The organism is Curvibacter lanceolatus ATCC 14669, assembly GCF_000381265.1.
Lineage (GTDB): Bacteria > Pseudomonadota > Gammaproteobacteria > Burkholderiales > Burkholderiaceae_C > Curvibacter > Curvibacter lanceolatus.
The window spans coordinates 114909-130958 of the sequence record NZ_KB906262.1 but is presented as its reverse complement, the minus strand read 5'-3'; the positions used below and the strand labels follow the sequence as shown (position 1 = coordinate 130958).

Sequence of the window (16050 nt, the reverse complement as noted above, 5' to 3'; positions counted from 1 at the left end):
TCAGCCCGGCGAGCCCGGCAAGGGCTTCTTGCGCCCGGGTTTGCGCCGGGCCGCAGGGGCCGCCGGGTCTGAACCCGGGCCCGCATCGGCCGACGCATCAGCCGCCGCCTCAGCGGACGGCAAGGGCTGCAGCTCCTCGCAGGTCAGCGGGTCGACCTCGGCCGAGCCCGGCGCACCAGGGGGGCAAGGCGACAGGGCTTCGGGCACGATCTGCGGCACCAAGGAACTGGTGGGCCAGGTGCGCTCGGCCTCGGCCAGCATCCAGCGGGTGCGCTCGATCAGGAAATCCAGAAATGCGCGGGTGCGCGCCGGCACGAACTTGCGGCTGGGCATGGCCGCATACAGCGTGAAGCGGGCCGTGATCCACGGCGCCAGCACACGGCGCAGCTGCCCGATGCGCAGGTAGGGCGCGGCCAGGTCCATGGGCAGGGCACACACGCCGGCCCCATTGAGGGCCGCCTGCAGCACGGTGTCGGTGTGGTCGGCCACCATCACCGGGTCAACCTGCAGATCCAGCACCCGGTCCCCATCCTCGGGGTTCATCAGGCGCCACACCCCGGGGCGCATGCTGGGCAGGCGCAGGCGCAGGCAGGCGTGCTGGCGCAGGTCTTCGGGCTGGCGGGGGGTGCCGGCGGCGCGCAGGTAGCGCGGCGAGGCGCAAACGATGCCCACACTCGACACGATGGGCCGGGCGATCACATTGGCGTCGTACTCGCTGCCGGCGCCCAGCAGGGTCAGGTCAAAGTCTTCGATGGCCAGTTCGCTGGCCGAGGCGGTGTGGATGTCCAGCGAGACGCGCGGGTGCAGGCGCCGGAACTCGGCCACCTGAGGTGCCAGGATGTGCACGGCCATCACCGGCTGGGCCTGGATGCGCAGCAGGCCAGCCACCTCCTGGGTGTGCTCGCGCATCGAGGCCTCGGCCTCTTCGATGTCGCTCAGGATCAGGCGCAGCCGCGTGAGGTAGGCCTGGCCGGCCTCGGTGAGCGCGTTCTTGCGGGTGGTGCGCTGCAACAGCCGCGTGCCCAGGTGCTGCTCCAGGTCGTCCACCAGGCGCGTCACCACGGCGGGCGACAGGTCCATGCGGCGGGCGGCGGCGGCAAAACCGCCTTCGTTCACGACGGCCTGAAAAACCTTCATTGACTGCAGGCGGTCCATGGGGCGGCTCCAGAAATGGTTGACGTGGCAAAACGTCCATTATTTCTGAAACCACCCCCTTTCAACCCAGGTTGGCTGGTGAATTGCAGCGCTGGCCCCCAATGCCGGCGGTCACCGGCAGGGCAGCCCCTGAGGCAGCCGGGCCGGTGAGCCCTTCGCCATGACCACAAGTTTGCCTGCAGGGTCACCGATTCACATTCTGTTCTTCCAGAGAATTGCCATTAAAACAGAATAATTTTCTGAAATTTCTCGTTTCACCCTAGAATTTTCCGGATGGACAAAATCGATCGGAAAATCCTTCAGGTGCTGCAGGCCGATGCGCGCACCAGCCTGCAAGACATCGGGCAGGCCGTGGGCCTGAGCCCTTCGCCCTGCTGGGGGCGCATCCGCAAGCTCGAAGAGGCCGGCGTGATCGAGGGCTACACCGTGCGCCTCAACCCCCAGGCGCTGGGCCTGAACGAGACCGTGCTGGTGCAGGTCACGCTCGACAGCCACTCCGACAACACCCTGGAGAAGTTCGGCGAAACCCTGGCCGCCATCCCCGAGGTGGTGGAGGCCCTGCTGGTGTCGGGCGAGTACGACTACCTGCTCAAGGTGGCGGTGCGCGACACGCGCGACTACGAGCGCTTTCTGCGCGAGCGCCTGTACCAGATCAAGGGCATACGTCACAGTCAGTCGCGTTTTGTGTTGCGCACGCTCAAGAAAGCCGATCTGCCGCTGGGACTGTGACACCCGGCAGCGCCCTGGCTTGTTTATGATCGCGGGTTGCGCCCGGCGTGCCTTGGCCGCCCAGGGCTCTGAATTTCAGCCTGTCATCCATTCAACCCAGATCCCAAGCGGATCCCCCACCCAGGAGACCCCATGTCCAGCAGCCAAGACAACGACAGCCAACAACGATTCGCCCTCGGTTTTCTCGCCGTCCTGATCCTGCTGGTGGTGGGTTCGGTGGTGGGCACCGTGGTCGCCAAGTTCGGCGTCCGCCACCCGGCCCCCGCCGCCGCTGAAGCCCCTGCTGCCGTAGCCGATGCCGTGGTGGAAGTGGCCTCGATCAAGGTCGAGAACGGCGTGGTCAAGTTCTTCTTTGCCACCAACAGCGCCGACGTGGCCGAAGGTGCGCAACAAGCCCTGGCCGAAGTGGCCCAGGGCCTGGCCGCCGGCCGCAAGGCCGCCATCTCGGGCTTCCATGACGCCACCGGCTCGGTCGAGCAGAACGCCGAACTGGCCAAGCAACGCGCCATCGCCGTGCGCGAAGTGCTGAAAGCCCTGGGCGCCAGCGAAGAAGCGATCGAGCTGCGCAAGCCCGAAGTCAGCACCGGCACCGGCACCGAGGCTGAAGCCCGCCGGGTGGAAGTGATCCTGCTGCCGGCCAACTGATCAGCCCCCAGGCCTCACGCCCCGAACAGCCCGGCTTACCCGGGCTTTTTCATGCCTGGGTCGCCCCTGAGGAACGGTCAGCCGCCACCAGCGCCTTCACCGGCTTAAAAACGCCCGCCGTATATCGTGCGATACGTTCGAGGGCCTGGAGAATATGCTCCAGGTAGTCAGGCACACGCAGCGCCTTGTTCATACCGCAACGGCCTCGGCGAGCACGGCGCCGCGGAATTTCTCTGGCAGCGCCTTCGGGGTCAGCACATCAACCGACACGCCCAGCAGCTGTTGCAACTCGACCTGTATCGCGGCCACATCCATCAAGGTCGTCTCAGGCGTCGGGTCAATCAGGAGGTCCAGATCACTGCCATCGGTGTCCAGCCCGTGCAGCACCGAACCAAACACGCGAGCGTTGCAGGCGCGATGCAAGGCCACCACGCGCCGGATTTCGGAACGGTTCAAGGCCAGAGCGACGGAGGGCTTCATACACGCTCCTACAACGGAATTCGGTTGGACGCCAGAAGCCGGTATTTCGCACCGGCTCGGCGGGCCCATTGTGCCAAATGTGCCAAATGAGGAAACGGCGCAGCGAACTCAGCCCCCCCCTCAGCCCATGTGCCCGTACGCCAGCCCCGAGGCCACACCACCGAACAGATCGCCCTCGACCAGGGGCACGCCCGGGAAGGCCTGGGCCAGGGCCTGCTGGAACGGGCGCAGGGCCGAGGAACCGCCGGTGAGGTACACGGCACCCAGCTGCTGCGGCTGCAGACCGGCCGCGCTCACGCACTGCAGCGCGCAGGCCACCACCTGTTGCAGCAGGGAGTCCAGATGGCGGGCCAGGTCGTCGGGGCTCAGGCTGGCCTGCAGGCCGGCCTCGATCAGCGACAGGTCAATCGACTGCGGCCCCTGGCGGGAGGAGCAGCCGATCTTGGCCTGCTCGACGCTGTTGGCCAGGCGGTGGCCATGGCGCTCGCGCAGCACGGTCATCAGGCGCTCGTGCAGGCGCAGATCGCTGTAGTCGACCTTGAGCTCCGCCGCCTCGCGCACCGCCTTGGGCGTCTGCTGCCAGTGGATCAGGTGCCAGGTGGCCAGGTCGAAGAACACGCGGCTGGGCACCTCGCGCCCCTTGGGGCCCAGGTGGCGGTAGCCCAGCAAGGGCATGACCTGCTCCAGGTTCAGGCGCTGGTCGTAGTCGGTGCCGCCGATGTGCACCCCGGTGGTGGCCAGGATGTCGGCCGTGCGGTCGGCCTGGGCGATGCGCTGCGGGCCCAGGCGCACCACGGTGAAGTCGGAGGTGCCGCCCCCGATGTCGACCACCAGCACCAGGGTCTCGGCGCTCAGGCGGCGCTCGTAGTCGAGCGCAGCGGCAATCGGTTCGAGCTGGAAACCCACCTCGCTGAAGCCGCAGCCGGCGGCGGCCTGCAGCAGCATGTCCTGCGCCAGCTGGTCGCGCTCGGCGTCGTCGTCCACGAAGTGCACCGGGCGGCCCAGCACCAGGTGGCGCGGCAGCCCGCCCAGTTGGGCTTCGGCGCGGCGCACCAACTCGCCGAGGAACATCGAGATGATCTCCTGGAAGCTGATCTGCTGGTCGTTCACCGCCGTCTTCTCAAGCAGCAGCGGGCTGCCCAGCAGGCTCTTGAGCGAGCGCATCAGCCGGCCTTCGGTTTCGCTCAGGTAGCAGGCCAGGGCGTCGCGCCCGTAATGCACGGTCTTGTCTTCGGCGTTGAAGAACAGGGTGGTGGGCAGGGTGGTGGCCTGCCCCTCCAACACCATGAGGCGGGCGTCCTGCCCCGGCTGGGCCCAGGACGCGGCCGAGTTGGAGGTTCCGAAGTCGATGCCCAGCGTGCCGGGAAGTGTGCTTGCCATGAAATACCTGAACGCCCCGGCCGCCCCACAGGCCCGCCGAGAACAAAAAAATCGAAGGCCGGGATTGTGTCACAGCCCTGGCGGGGCCCACGCAGGCTACGCTTGGGCCACCATGTCGAAAGCTACTCCCTACCCCGCGATGCCCCCTGCCCGACAGGCCTGGGCCGTTTGTGCCGGCCACTTCCAGCCGCTGCACCGCCATGAGCTGGCCTTGATCCAGACCGCGCTGCGCCACGCCCAACGCGTGGTGGTGGTGCTGGCCGGGGCCTGGCTGGCGCGCAGCCCGGCCCACCCCTTGAGCTGGGGCGAGCGCGCCGACCTGATCCGCGCCTCACTGCCGCCGCGCGAGGCCGAGCGCCTGCGCTTTCTGCCCCTGCGCGAGCTGGGCGACGCCGCGCGCAACGCGCAGGCGCTACGCGACGGCGTGGCCCGCCTCAGCGGCGAGGCGCCGGACACGGTGCTGCGCGTGCTGCCCGCAGGCACGCCCGAGGCCGCCTGGTGGCAGGCCATGGCGGCGGCCCCGGTGCTGCAGGCCGACACCGTCGAAGGCAGCCCCTGGCCCGATGAGGCCGCGCTGCGTGACCTGTGGTTCAACGCAGACAGCCCCGTGCGGGGGCTGGCCCGCCTGGCGCCCCACCTGGCGCCAGACACCTTGAAGGCACTGGGCGATCAGGTCGACACCGCGCGCTACGAGGCCTTGCGCGCCGAATGGCGCACGCTGCGCCAGCAGCGCGAGGCCTGGGCCGTGGCGCCCTACCCGCCCGTGTTCGTGACGGTCGATGCGGTGGTGCGCTGTGCCGGCCACGTGCTGCTGATCCGGCGCGACCGCCACCCGGGCGCCGGCCTGCTGGCCTTGCCCGGCGGGTTTCTGGAGCAGCAGGACACCCTGCTCGAATCAGCCCTGCGTGAGGTGCAGGAGGAAACCCGGCTGGCGCTGCCCCTGGCCGAATGGCGTGCCGCCCTGCAGGGCGTGGCCGTGTTCGATGCCCCGGGCCGCAGCCAGCGCGGGCGCACCATCACCCATGCGCACTTCTTCGCCCTGGGCAGCCGCCCCCTGCCCGCCGTGAGCGGGGACGACGATGCCCGCGAGGCCCTGTGGGTGGCGCAGCAGGACCTGGCGGGCCTGGAAGAGCAGTTCTTTGACGACCACTTTGTGGTGCTGGACCACTTCCTGCACTTATTGCCGGGCTGAGGCCACCGGGCGCTCAGGCGTCACGGCGGGCGCCGCCAGCGCCCAGAACACGTCCAGTTCGGCGTCCAGGCGGGCCACCACCGAGGCATCCAGCGCGCCGCGCTCGGTGTGCTCATGCACGATGGCCATCACCTCGGCGGGTGACAGGCCGGCCCGGTAGGGACGGGTCTGCACCAGGGCCTGGAACACATCGGCCACGGCCACGATGCGCGCCTCGATCGACAGCTCGCCGGCCAGGTGGTACGGGTAGCCCGAGCCATCCACGCGCTCATGGTGCTGGGCCGCCCACAGGGCGACGTCTTCCAGGCCATGGATGGTGCGCAGGATGCTGTAGGTGTCAAAACTGTGCCGCTTCATGACGGCGTACTCCTCGGGCGTGAGGCGGCCCGGCTTGTCGAGCAGCTCGTCGGGCACGCGCAGCTTGCCCAGGTCGTGCAGCAGGCCGGCCAGCTCGAGCATCTCGCAGCGCCGCTCCGCCAGGCCCAGGCGCTCGCCCAGGGCGCGCGAGAGCCGGGCCACGCCCTCGGAATGCTTGCGGGTGAAGGGGCTCTTGGCGTCGACGATGACCGAAAAGATGCGCACCAGGCTGCGCAGCTCGGCAAATGGCACCGCGCGGACCTGGTCGTGGGCGATCCACTCGTGGGCGTAGCTGCGCACCTGCTCGCTCTCCAGGCTGAACCAGAAGGCCTCGCTCGCCGAGGCCTGCAAAAAGGCATCCACCAGCTCGGGGCAGAACCAGTCACCCCGCCGGGCCGCGATGGCCTGGCGCGTGTCTTCGCGGCCGTACAGGATGTTGGACTGGTCCTTGAGCGCGGCCAGGGTCAGGATGTCGGTGCGGTCCACCAGGTAGATGCAGTTGGCCGCCAGCTTGACCTCGTCACTGAGCGGCAGCGCCTGCAGCGCGCTCCAGTGCGTGTGGTGGTGCAGCACGATGTCGGCCAGCGAAGCCAGGGAGGGGCAGCTGCGCAGCAACTCGGCCCCGATGCGGCAGTGCTCGGCCTCGCCCTCCCACTCGAACTGGGTCAGGCGGCGGTGGATGTAGGTACGTGACACCCCGCTGTCATGCAGCATGCCGGCCTGGAACAGCCGGTCCAGGCGCTCGGGCGCCCAGCCCAGCACCTTGGCGCACTCCACCGCCATGAAAGCCACCCGCTTGCCGTGGTGGATGTGGGTCACCCCCACCAGATCGAGGGCATCGGACAGCGAATAGATGACGTCGCGCAGATTGACCTGGAAGGTGGACATGGACGATGGGCAAAAAATGACGCCCCATCGTCGGCTGGGGGCCCCTGTGCTGTCAAGCCGTTTGGGCAAACGTTGGTCAGCCAGCCGAGCAAAAGCAGTTCACACGCCCTTGGAAAGCGCTACATTCGGGCCATGAAAACCACCGACGGCCCCTCGATCGCCCACCCCGCCGTTCTGTGCGAGGAACTGACGCCCTCACTGTACCCGGACGGACGCATGAGGCACGCAACCACGGAGAAGCCCCTGCTTGAACAGCGCGCCGACGAGGACACACAGACTGAGTTCCTCGCACGAGGCCGAGCCTCACTGGCCGCAGCACGAACGGGGGAGCCTTTGATCACCGCAGACCAGGTGATCCAGGAGATGCGAGACCGCCTGGCGCGCGCCCAGCAAACCTTGCGGTGAGCTTCTCAGTCTTCCTGACAGAGGCCGCGCAGCAGGACATCCAACGCCTGTTCGACTTTGTTATTGAACGTGAATTGAGCCGCGCCAGTGGGCGCCTGGAAGCTGCGGAAGAAGCGCTGGAAGCCATTGCCGCAGGTCTGAAACGCTTGGAACGCTTTCCCCACACCTGCCGCAAGGCGGATGGCGATCTGGCTCTGCGCGAGTTGGTGATCTCTCACGGCGCCACAGGCTATGTGGCCTTGTTCGAAATCACAGAGCCGGCCACCGTGATCGTCGCAGCCATCCGCCATCAAAGAGAAGACGACTACCCGTCAACCTGAAGCGACGTTCAACGCAGCACACTCGACATCGCCGCCAGCGCATTCAGGCTGCGCACCGCATCCTGCACGCTGGCGCAGGGCAAGCTGAGGGTGTCGCCGTCTTCGCGCTGCACGGCGGGCCAGAGGCTGAAGACATCGGCCAGGGCCGGGGTCTGGCATTGCACGCGCAAGGTCAGCGGCGTGGGCAAGGTCCAGGCCGGCGGGGCGCCCTCGCCCTGCAGGCGCAGCACGGCCTGGTGGCTGGCCTGCTCGATCTGGGCGCAGGCGGCCTGGGGCGACAGCGAGCGACCACTGCGCGCGCCATCCGACCACTTGAGCACACTCATGTCGGTGTGCGGCAGCAAGGCGGCCACCTCGTCGGCCAGCACGTCGCAACCGCTGACCAGCAGCACCGGCACGCCCAGCTCGCCGGCCAGGGCCGCGTACAGGCCCACCTCGCCCAGCTCCAGGCCGCCCAGCCAGACGCGGGCAAAGGCAAAGCTGTTGCTGGTGTGGGCCAGCACACCGCGGGTCTTGGCGCGGGCGTGCCAACCGATCATGAGCACGCCGTCCACGTCCTGTTCCACCCCCGCCATCATGCCCAGGGTGCGCGGCTTGCCCTGGATCAGCTGGGCCCGCGGGTCCAGCAGGTCGGCCAGCAGGTTGCCGAAGTGACCATGCGAATCGTTCACCAGCACCTCGCCGGCGCCGCCGGCCAGGGCGCCGCACACGGCGGCATTGGCCTCTTCGGTCATCCAGCGGCGGGCGCGTTCGTATTCGCCGTTGCCGGCCTGGGTCTGCTCGGGGCGCCAGACACCGGCCACGCCTTCGATGTCCATGGAAATCAGGATCTTGGGTGCAGGCATGGCTTCAATCTTTCGGGTGGAGCAGCGCCCAGGGCGCTTGGGTCAGCAGTTCAGGCGCCACGGAAGTGAGGGCGTGGCGGTGGTGGCCGTCGCGCCCGGTCAGGGGCACGGCCGCCCACAGCGCATGCACGATGGCCTGCTCGGTGGCTTCGGCGGCGGCCTGGAAGAACAGGTCCAGCGCGCTTTCATGCAGCAGGGTGACGCAGGGCATGGCCTGGTCGGCGTGCTGCGGCAGGCGGTAGGCGGTGGAGAAGGCCAGGGCCACATCGCCGCTGCCGTGCCCGTAGTCCGAGCCGGTGCGCGCCAGGCCGGCGGCCGAGCGCCGGGCCACGCGCTGCAGTTGGCGGGCATCGAGCGGGGCATCGGTGGCCAGCACGATGATGATGGAGCCACGCTCAGGCCCCGGCGCCTCGGCGTCGGCGATGCGCTGCTGCAGCACCGGGCCGATGCGGCAGCCGGCCAGGGTCAGGGCCTCAGGCCGGCCCTGGTTGGCCAGCACCAGGGCGCCCAGGGTGTGGCGACGCCCTTGCCACTCAAACTGGCGCGAGGCCGTGCCGATGCCGCCCTTGAGCCCGTGGCAGGACATGCCCCGCCCGGCGCCCACCGCGCCCTGGGCAAAGCAGGCGCCAGCGCCGGCCTCGCGCGCGGTCTGCAGCGCCTGCAGCACATGCGACTCCTGCAGCGCCAGGGCCTGGGCGTCATTGAGCCAGCCGTCATTGCACTCGAACACCAGCGGGTTCAGGGTGGGCAGGCTGCGCGCCAGCTCGGGCTGGTGGGCGATGGCATCGCGGATCAGCGCGGTGCTGGCCGTGCCCACGGCGAAGGTGCTGACCAGGGCCAGGGGCGACTCGATCTGACCCAGCTCCTGCACCTGCATCAGGCCGGCGCTCTTGCCAAAGCCATTGATCACGGCCAGGCCCGCCGGCAGCTTGTTGAGGAACAGATCGCCCGTGGCGGGCAACAGCACGGTGACGCCGGTCTGCACCGCCCCGTCGGACAGGGTGACGTGGCCCAGCGACACGCCGGCCACATCGGTGATGGCGTCCAGCGGGCCGCTGGCCAGGGTGCCGAGCTGGGGCGCACCGAGGAAGCTGCGTTGCATGGCTCAGTTCCGGTCGAGCTTGGGGTCGAGCGCGTCACGCAGGCCGTCGCCCAGCAGGTTGAAGGCCAGCACGGTGACGAAGATCGCCAGGCTGGGGAACAGCGCGATGTGCGGGGCATTGAGCATGTCGGCCCGCGCCTCGTTGAGCATGGCGCCCCACTCGGGGGTGGGCGGCTGCGCCCCCAGGCCCAGGAAGGACAGGCTGGCCGCGGTGATGATGGAGGTGCCGATGCGCATGGTGAGGTACACCACCACCGAGGACACCGTGCCGGGCAGCAGGTGGCGCAGCATGATGACGGCATCGGTGGCGCCGATGGAGCGCACCGCTTCGATGTAGGTCTGGTGCTTGAGGGCCAGCACATTGCCACGCACCAGGCGGGCAAAGGCCGGCACGCTGAACACGGCCACCGCCACGATCACGTTGACCATGCCATTGCCCAGGATGGCCACGATGCCGATGGCCAGCAGGATGCCGGGGAAGGCGAACAGCACGTCGGACATGCGCATCACGATGCGGTCCCACCAGCCTTCGTAGTAGCCGGCCAGCAGGCCCAGGCCGGTGCCGATCACCGCGCCCACCGCCACCGAGATGAAGCCGGCGGCCAGCGAGATGCGCGTGCCCAGCAGGATGCGGCTGAAGATGTCGCGCCCCAGGGCGTCCACGCCGAACCAGTGCGCCGCGCTGGGCGGGCTGTTGAGGGCGTCGTAATCGAAATAGCCTTCAGCGTCGTAAGGGGCCAGCCAGGGGGCCAGCACGGCCACGGCCACCAGCAGCAGCACAAAGCCACCGGCCCACAGGGCCACACGCTGGCGCTTGAACTGGCGCCAGAACTCTGCCGCCGGGGTGCGGACCTGCTGGGCAGCCACGGGGCTGGCGGGGGTGGGTTGTTCAGTCATTTACTTGAATCGGATGGTCGGGTTGATCAGGGCGTACAGCAGATCGACCACCAGGTTGATCAGGATGAACTCGAGCGAAAACAGCAGCACCAGGGCCTGGATCACGGGGTAGTCGCGCATGTCCACCGCGTCGACCAGCAGGCGGCCCATGCCGGGCCAGTTGAAGACCACCTCGACCACGATGGAGCCGCCCAGCAGAAAGCCGAACTGCAGCCCCATCATGGTGACCACCGGGATCAGCGCATTGCGCAGCCCGTGCTTGACCACCACCACCGTCTCGGACAGGCCCTTGGCGCGGGCCGTGCGCACGTAGTCTTCTTTCAGGATGTCGATGAAGGAGCTGCGCGTGAAGCGCGCCATCACCGCCGCCACGCCCGCCCCCAGGGTGAGTGAAGGCAGGATGTAGTGGCGCCAGCTGTCGGCCCCCACCGTGGGCAGCCAGCCCAGTTGCACCGAGAACAGCTGCATCAGCAGCATGCCCAGCGCGAACGACGGAAACGAGATGCCCGACACCGCCAGCGTCATGCCCAGCCGGTCGGGCCAGCGGTTGCGCCACACGGCCGACACCATGCCCAACACCCCGCCCAGCAGCACCGACCACACCATGGCCGCCACCGTGAGCCACAGCGTGGGCGCAAAGCGCTCGGCGATCTCGGTGGACACCGGCCGCTTGCTGCGGATCGAGGTGCCGAAATCGCCCTGCAGCGCATGGCTGAAAAAACGCAGAAACTGCTGGTGCAGGGGCAAGTCCAGCCCCAGATCCTGCCGCACCAGCTCCACCGTCTCAGGCCCCGCCTCCGGCCCCGCGGCCAGCCGCGCCGGATCGCCCGGCAACAGGTGCACAAACGAAAACACCAGCACCGCCACGATCAGCAACGTCGGCAACAGCCCCAGCAGGCGCCTGAAAAGGTAATGGATCATGAATCAAGCTCAATCAAAAAAATCCTGGCCTGCCAAGGCCCCATCGTGAGGCCATCGGTCTGACATCAGGACCTCACACAGAGTCCGCCCGGCGCACCGCACAAGGCACCCCAACGCCCTCACCGTTCAGAAGGCTGCGGAGCAAGCCACGCCAGCAGACACCACGGAGCGGGCTTTGCCCGGCCGTTGGTGTCGTCCCCTGGGGGAAGGCGCCGAAGGCGACTCAGGGGGTCACTTCAACTCGATTTCGTCGAAGTTGAAGTTCCAGTCGGGCATCACATAGAAGCCCGCCAGGTTGCGTGCCCGCACCGACAGCGAGCGCTCGGTCACCAGGAAGGCCCAGGGCGCGTCTTTCCAGATCTGCTGCTGGGCTTCGGTGTAGAGGCGGGTCTTCTCGGCGCGGTCCGTGGTGTTCAGGGCCCGGGCGATGTTGTTGTCCACCACCTCGTTCTTGTAGTACGCGGTGTTGAACAGGCGCGGCGGGAAGGACTCCGAGGCCAGCAGCGGGCGCAGCGCCCAGTCGGCCTCACCGGTGGACGACGACCAGCCCACGTAGTACATGCGCACCGGGGCGGTGGCCGGGTCTTGCGCGCTTTCCACGCGCTCGACGCGCTGGCCGGCCTCCAGGGCCTGCACCTGCACCTTGATGCCGACCTGGGCCAACTGCTGCTGCACGAACTGGATCACCTTCTGCGCCGTGGTGTGGTTGTAGGCGCTCCACAGCGTGCTCTCGAAGCCATTGGGGTAGCCCGCTTCTTTCAGCAGCTCACGCGCCTTCTTCGGGTCGTAGGGCCAGGGGCCCAGCTTGACCGAGTAGTCCACGCCCTTGGGGGCCACCGAGTCCATCGGGTCGGCAAAGCCCGAGAAGGCCACCTTGGCCAGGGCTTCCTTGTTGATGGCGTAGTTGATGGCCTGGCGCACCTTCGGGTTGTCGAAGGGCTTTTGCTGCATGTTGAACGAGATGTAGCGCTGCACGATCGAGGGGCCCTGGGTCACTTCCAGGCTGGGCTTCTTGCTCAGGTTCTCAACCGCTTCGGGTGGCAGCGTGAAGGCGAAGTGGGCCTCGTTGGTCTGCATCATGGCGGCACGGGTGTTGTTGTCCACCACCGGGCGCCAGGTGATGGTGTCCACCTTGGGGTAGCCCTTCTTCCAGTAGCCGTCGAACTTGGCCACCTTCATGTAGTCGGTGGCCTTCCACTCGACGAACTTGAAGGGGCCGGTGCCCACCGGGTTCTGCGCGATGCCCTTGTTGCCGTACTTGGCCAGAGCCGCGGGCGAGATGATCACGCCCGAGGGGTGGGCCAGGGTGTTGATGAAGGGCGAGAAGGGCTCCTTCAGCGTGAAGCGCACCGTGGACGGGTCGACCACCTCGGTCTTGATGATGTTCTTGTACAGGTTGTAGCGCTTGAGCTTGTTGTCGGGGTTGGTGACGCGGTCGAAGGTGACCTTCACGGCCTCGGCATTGAAGTCGGTGCCGTCATGGAACTTGATGCCCTTCTTGAGCTTGATGGTGTAGACCAGGCCGTCCTTGCTGACGCTGTTGCTCTCGGCCAGCACCGGCACCATCTTCATGTCCTTGTCGAAGCTGTACAGCCCCTGGTAGAAGGACTTGGCCACGGCCTGCGACACGGTGTCGTTGGCGTCATAGGGGTCGGTGGTGGTGAAGCTCGAATAGAGCGCCACCACCACGTCCTTGGAGGCGTGGGCGGACGAGACCGACAGGCCGGCCAGCACCAGGGCGGCGGCAAGGTGATTCAGTTTCAGTTTCATGGCGAGGACACTCCTTGATGAAGAAGAGGAAGAAAGGAAATCAGTAGGCTCCACCCACCCGGTGGCGAGCCACGAAATGGCCCGGGGCCACCTCGTGCAAAGGGGCCACCTCGGGCGGATTGTCCAGCGCCCGGATGGGGCTGGGAATGTCGTCCGACAACAATTCGCGCACGGGGCGGCGGCTGGGGTCGGCAATGGGCACCGCGCTCATCAGGCGGCGCGTGTAGGCGTGCTGCGGGTTCTCGAACACGGCGCGGCGCGGCCCGATCTCCACGATCTGGCCCAGGTACATCACGGCCACGCGGTGGCTGATGCGCTCGACCACCGCCATGTCGTGCGAGATGAACAGGAACGCGATGCCGAACTCGGCCTGCAGGTCGAGCATCAGGTTGATGATCTGGGCGCGGATCGACACGTCGAGCGCCGACACCGCCTCGTCGGCGATCACCACCTTGGGGTTGAGCGCCAGGGCGCGCGCGATGGCGATGCGCTGGCGCTGCCCGCCCGAGAACTCATGCGGGTAGCGGTGCGCCGCCTCGGGTGGCAGGCCCACTTTCTGCAGCAGCCACTGCACCCGTTGCTCGGCCTCGGCACGCGTGGCCAGGCCATGCAGCAGCAGGGGCTCCATGACCGAGAAGCCCACGGTCAGGCGCGGGTCCAGCGAGGCAAAGGGGTCCTGGAACACGAACTGGATGTCGCGCCGCAGCGCGCGCAGATCGGCCCCCTGCAGGCCGGCGATGTCGCGCCCCGCCACCTGCACCCGGCCGGCGCTGAACTCGAGCAGGCGCGCCAGCGAGCGGCCCGTGGTCGACTTGCCACAGCCCGACTCGCCCACCAGCGACAGGGTCTCGCCCGGTTGCAGGCTGAAGCTCAGCTGCTCCACCGCGTGCACCTGGCGCGTGACCCGGCCCAGCCAGCCGCCGCGCAAGGGAAAGCGCGTGACCAGGCCCTCGACCTGCAGCACCGGGGGCTGGTCGCGGCGCACGGTGTCAACCGCCGTCAGGCTGGCCACGCTGTCGCTGGCCTCCTGGCCCGGCAGGGCAAAGCGGGCCGGCAGGGCGTGCCCCTGCATGGCGCCCAGGCGCGGCACGGCCGCCATCAGGGCCCGGGTGTAGGGTTGCCGGGGCTGGGCGAACAGCGGCTGGCAGGCGCCCTCCTCGACCTTGTCGCCCCGGAACATCACCAGCACGCGGTCGGCCACCTCGGCCACCACGCCCATGTCGTGGGTGATGAAGATCACGCCCATGGCCAGGTCGCGCTGCAACTGCTGGATCAGCGTGAGGATCTGGGCCTGGATGGTCACATCGAGCGCCGTGGTGGGCTCGTCGGCAATCAGCAGCGCGGGCTTGCAGGCCAGGGCCATGGCGATCATGACGCGCTGTCGCATGCCGCCCGAGAGCTGGTGCAGGTGGCGCGTGAGCACATTGCGCGCCTCGGGGATGCGCACCAGGTCCAGCATGCGCAGCGCCTCGGCCAGGGCCGCCGTGCGCCCCAGGCCCTGGTGCAGACGGATCGATTCGGCAATCTGCTCGCCCACGGTGAACACCGGGTTCAGGCTGGTCATGGGCTCCTGGAACACCATGGCCAGGTCGGCGCCGCGCAGGCTGCGCATCTGGCGGGCGCTGGCGCGGGCCAGGTCCACGCGCTCGCCGCTGCGCCGCGTGAGCCACATCTGGCCACTGTCGATGGCGCCGCCGCCCTGCTCCACCAGGCGCATCAGGGCCAGCGAGGACACCGACTTGCCCGAGCCCGATTCGCCCACGATGGCCAGGGTCTCACCCGCATCGACATGGAAGCTCAGGCCCTTGACGGCCTGCAGGCGGCCTTGTTCGGTGCGGAAGCTGACGCGCAGGTCCTGCACCTCCAGCACGCGGCGGGCGCTCTCGGCGGGGGTGATGGGCAAGGCACTCATGCGGGGCTCCGGTCGTCTTCGTCGGCGTAGATGGCCACCACCGGGGGCTGGCCAGGGCGGGCCCAGCCACGGTACATGCCCTCGGTGTTGAAGGGCAAGGCGATGCGGCCCTGCGCGTCCACCGCGATGAGGCCGCCGCGCCCGCTCAGCGGGGGCAGCTTGTCGTGCACCACGCGGCGGCAGGCCTCGGCCAGGCTGAGGCCGGCGTACTCGATCAGGGCCGACACATCGTAGGCGGCCATGCCGCGGATGAAGGCCTCGCCCATGCCGGTGCACGACACCGCCACGGTGCGGTCATTGGCATAGTTGCCCGCGCCCACCAGGGGCGAATCGCCCACGCGGCCGGGCAGTTTGTTGGTGACGCCACCGGTGCTGGTGGCGGCCGCCAGGTGGCCTTGCGCATCGAGCGCCACCGCGCCCACGGTGCCCATCTTGGCGCGCTCGTCCAGCGGGGCCGGGGCCTGTGCGGCCAGCAGGTTCTGGGCGTCGTGGTCGAGTGCGGCGGCAGCGCCGCGGGCGGCCTGCACGCTGTGCAGCTGGGCCAGGCGCTCGGGCGTGTCGAACCACTCGGGGGCCACGGTTTCGCAGCCGCGCTCGATGGCGAAGCGCTCGGCCCCCTCCCCGATCAACAGCACCGGGCTGGCCGAGGCCAGCACGGCACGCGCCGCCAGCACCGGGTTGCGCAGCCGTGTCACGCCGGCCACTGCGCCGGCGGCCAGGTCGCTGCCGCGCATCACGCAGGCGTCGAGTTCGTGGCGCGCGTCGGCGGTGTACACCGCGCCGCGCCCAGCATTGAACAGAGGGCATTCCTCCAGCAGGCGAACGGTCTCGGTCACCACGTCCAGCGCTTCGGCGCCCTGGGCCAGCAGGGCCTGGCCCGCCAGCAGGATGTCATTCAGGGCGCCGCGGTAGCGGGCCTGCTGCTCGGGGGTGATGGCGCCACGGGTCAGCGTGCCGGCGCCGCCGTGCAGCACCAGCACCGGGGCCGGGCGGCCCGAGGCGGAACAAGAGGTGGATGAAGCTGGAAACAGCATGGGCGAGGGTCTACTCCG

Annotated in this window: 17 protein-coding genes; 5 read left to right on the top strand and 12 right to left on the bottom strand. The window is 68.6% G+C overall.

The window, feature by feature from the left end; genetic code table 11:
• On the bottom strand, positions 1 to 1155 hold the full coding sequence (locus F624_RS0118140; RefSeq protein WP_019575758.1) for a LysR substrate-binding domain-containing protein: 1155 nt from the start codon (positions 1153 to 1155) through the stop codon (positions 1 to 3).
• 273 nt (positions 1156 to 1428) lie between these two features.
• Here F624_RS0118140 and F624_RS0118135 point away from each other — a divergent pair, with 273 nt between their 5' ends.
• Entirely contained in the window at positions 1429 to 1884 is a 456-nt protein-coding gene (locus tag F624_RS0118135; RefSeq protein WP_019575757.1) for an Lrp/AsnC family transcriptional regulator, read from the top strand.
• A gap of 132 nt (positions 1885 to 2016) precedes the next feature.
• Positions 2017 to 2529, top strand: coding sequence for an OmpA family protein (locus tag F624_RS0118130; protein ID WP_019575756.1), 513 nt, complete (start codon positions 2017 to 2019; stop codon positions 2527 to 2529).
• A 49-nt stretch (positions 2530 to 2578) separates the two neighbouring features.
• Here F624_RS0118130 and F624_RS34910 read toward each other — a convergent pair whose 3' ends face one another.
• From F624_RS34910 to F624_RS0118120, 3 genes are all read right to left on the bottom strand, one after another.
• The gene (locus F624_RS34910; RefSeq protein WP_019575755.1) at positions 2579 to 2722 is read right to left on the bottom strand and encodes a hypothetical protein; all 144 of its coding nucleotides are present in this window, start codon (positions 2720 to 2722) and stop codon (positions 2579 to 2581) included.
• Entirely contained in the window at positions 2719 to 3009 is a 291-nt protein-coding gene (locus F624_RS0118125) for a nucleotidyltransferase family protein (RefSeq protein ID WP_019575754.1), read from the bottom strand. Before F624_RS0118125 ends, F624_RS34910 begins: the two co-directional genes overlap by 4 nt.
• Positions 3010 to 3129: 120 nt before the next feature.
• A complete protein-coding gene (locus F624_RS0118120) occupies positions 3130 to 4389 on the bottom strand; it encodes an Hsp70 family protein (RefSeq protein WP_019575753.1) in 1260 nt (419 codons plus the stop codon).
• A gap of 112 nt (positions 4390 to 4501) precedes the next feature.
• Here F624_RS0118120 and F624_RS0118115 point away from each other — a divergent pair, with 112 nt between their 5' ends.
• Positions 4502 to 5581, top strand: coding sequence for an NUDIX domain-containing protein (locus F624_RS0118115; RefSeq protein WP_084679554.1), 1080 nt, complete (start codon positions 4502 to 4504; stop codon positions 5579 to 5581).
• On the opposite strand, the gene F624_RS0118110 is transcribed toward F624_RS0118115, so the two are convergent.
• Positions 5567 to 6826: an HD-GYP domain-containing protein gene (locus tag F624_RS0118110; RefSeq protein WP_019575751.1), complete on the bottom strand. Its 1260-nt coding sequence runs from the start codon at positions 6824 to 6826 to the stop codon at positions 5567 to 5569. The two genes, F624_RS0118115 and F624_RS0118110, sit on opposite strands and share 15 nt — an antisense overlap.
• A gap of 132 nt (positions 6827 to 6958) precedes the next feature.
• Here F624_RS0118110 and F624_RS0118105 point away from each other — a divergent pair, with 132 nt between their 5' ends.
• Positions 6959 to 7231, top strand: a complete 273-nt coding sequence (locus tag F624_RS0118105) for a hypothetical protein (protein ID WP_019575750.1) — start codon at positions 6959 to 6961, stop codon at positions 7229 to 7231.
• Positions 7228 to 7551 (top strand): type II toxin-antitoxin system RelE/ParE family toxin, encoded by a 324-nt coding sequence (locus F624_RS0118100; RefSeq protein ID WP_019575749.1) that lies wholly within the window; start codon positions 7228 to 7230, stop codon positions 7549 to 7551. Before F624_RS0118105 ends, F624_RS0118100 begins: the two co-directional genes overlap by 4 nt.
• Positions 7552 to 7559: 8 nt before the next feature.
• Here F624_RS0118100 and F624_RS0118095 read toward each other — a convergent pair whose 3' ends face one another.
• From F624_RS0118095 to F624_RS0118065, 7 genes are all read right to left on the bottom strand, one after another.
• Positions 7560 to 8396 carry a M55 family metallopeptidase gene (locus F624_RS0118095; protein WP_019575748.1) on the bottom strand — a complete coding sequence of 279 codons (837 nt, stop codon included), beginning with the start codon at positions 8394 to 8396 and terminating at the stop codon, positions 7560 to 7562.
• 4 nt (positions 8397 to 8400) lie between these two features.
• Positions 8401 to 9498, bottom strand: coding sequence for a DmpA family aminopeptidase (locus F624_RS0118090; protein ID WP_019575747.1), 1098 nt, complete (start codon positions 9496 to 9498; stop codon positions 8401 to 8403).
• A gap of 3 nt (positions 9499 to 9501) precedes the next feature.
• Positions 9502 to 10395 (bottom strand): glutathione ABC transporter permease GsiD, encoded by an 894-nt coding sequence (gene gsiD / locus F624_RS0118085; RefSeq protein ID WP_019575746.1) that lies wholly within the window; start codon positions 10393 to 10395, stop codon positions 9502 to 9504.
• On the bottom strand, positions 10396 to 11316 hold the full coding sequence (gene gsiC, locus F624_RS0118080; protein WP_019575745.1) for a glutathione ABC transporter permease GsiC: 921 nt from the start codon (positions 11314 to 11316) through the stop codon (positions 10396 to 10398).
• Positions 11317 to 11547: 231 nt separating this feature from the next.
• Positions 11548 to 13086 (bottom strand): glutathione ABC transporter substrate-binding protein GsiB, encoded by a 1539-nt coding sequence (gsiB, locus tag F624_RS0118075; RefSeq protein WP_019575744.1) that lies wholly within the window; start codon positions 13084 to 13086, stop codon positions 11548 to 11550.
• A 40-nt stretch (positions 13087 to 13126) separates the two neighbouring features.
• Positions 13127 to 14998 carry a dipeptide ABC transporter ATP-binding protein gene (locus F624_RS0118070; protein ID WP_019575743.1) on the bottom strand — a complete coding sequence of 624 codons (1872 nt, stop codon included), beginning with the start codon at positions 14996 to 14998 and terminating at the stop codon, positions 13127 to 13129.
• Positions 14995 to 16032: an isoaspartyl peptidase/L-asparaginase family protein gene (locus F624_RS0118065; RefSeq protein ID WP_019575742.1), complete on the bottom strand. Its 1038-nt coding sequence runs from the start codon at positions 16030 to 16032 to the stop codon at positions 14995 to 14997. The genes F624_RS0118070 and F624_RS0118065 overlap by 4 nt, the downstream gene beginning before the upstream one ends.
• Between the last annotated feature and the right edge of the window lie 18 nt (positions 16033 to 16050).

Excerpts from the sequence above, each read along its gene's own strand:
- F624_RS0118140 (WP_019575758.1), bottom strand. The coding sequence starts at position 1,155 with ATGGACCGCCTGCAGTCAATGAAGGTTTTTCAGGCCGTCGTGAACGAA.
- F624_RS0118135 (WP_019575757.1), top strand. The coding sequence starts at position 1,429 with ATGGACAAAATCGATCGGAAAATCCTTCAGGTGCTGCAGGCCGATGCG.
- F624_RS0118130 (WP_019575756.1), top strand. The coding sequence starts at position 2,017 with ATGTCCAGCAGCCAAGACAACGACAGCCAACAACGATTCGCCCTCGGT.
- F624_RS34910 (WP_019575755.1), bottom strand. The coding sequence starts at position 2,722 with ATGAACAAGGCGCTGCGTGTGCCTGACTACCTGGAGCATATTCTCCAG.
- F624_RS0118125 (WP_019575754.1), bottom strand. The coding sequence starts at position 3,009 with ATGAAGCCCTCCGTCGCTCTGGCCTTGAACCGTTCCGAAATCCGGCGC.
- F624_RS0118120 (WP_019575753.1), bottom strand. The coding sequence starts at position 4,389 with ATGGCAAGCACACTTCCCGGCACGCTGGGCATCGACTTCGGAACCTCC.
- F624_RS0118115 (WP_084679554.1), top strand. The coding sequence starts at position 4,502 with ATGTCGAAAGCTACTCCCTACCCCGCGATGCCCCCTGCCCGACAGGCC.
- F624_RS0118110 (WP_019575751.1), bottom strand. The coding sequence starts at position 6,826 with ATGTCCACCTTCCAGGTCAATCTGCGCGACGTCATCTATTCGCTGTCC.
- F624_RS0118105 (WP_019575750.1), top strand. The coding sequence starts at position 6,959 with ATGAAAACCACCGACGGCCCCTCGATCGCCCACCCCGCCGTTCTGTGC.
- F624_RS0118095 (WP_019575748.1), bottom strand. The coding sequence starts at position 8,396 with ATGCCTGCACCCAAGATCCTGATTTCCATGGACATCGAAGGCGTGGCC.
- F624_RS0118090 (WP_019575747.1), bottom strand. The coding sequence starts at position 9,498 with ATGCAACGCAGCTTCCTCGGTGCGCCCCAGCTCGGCACCCTGGCCAGC.
- gsiD (WP_019575746.1), bottom strand. The coding sequence starts at position 10,395 with ATGACTGAACAACCCACCCCCGCCAGCCCCGTGGCTGCCCAGCAGGTC.
- gsiC (WP_019575745.1), bottom strand. The coding sequence starts at position 11,316 with ATGATCCATTACCTTTTCAGGCGCCTGCTGGGGCTGTTGCCGACGTTG.
- gsiB (WP_019575744.1), bottom strand. The coding sequence starts at position 13,086 with ATGAAACTGAAACTGAATCACCTTGCCGCCGCCCTGGTGCTGGCCGGC.
- F624_RS0118070 (WP_019575743.1), bottom strand. The coding sequence starts at position 14,998 with ATGAGTGCCTTGCCCATCACCCCCGCCGAGAGCGCCCGCCGCGTGCTG.
- F624_RS0118065 (WP_019575742.1), bottom strand. The coding sequence starts at position 16,032 with ATGCTGTTTCCAGCTTCATCCACCTCTTGTTCCGCCTCGGGCCGCCCG.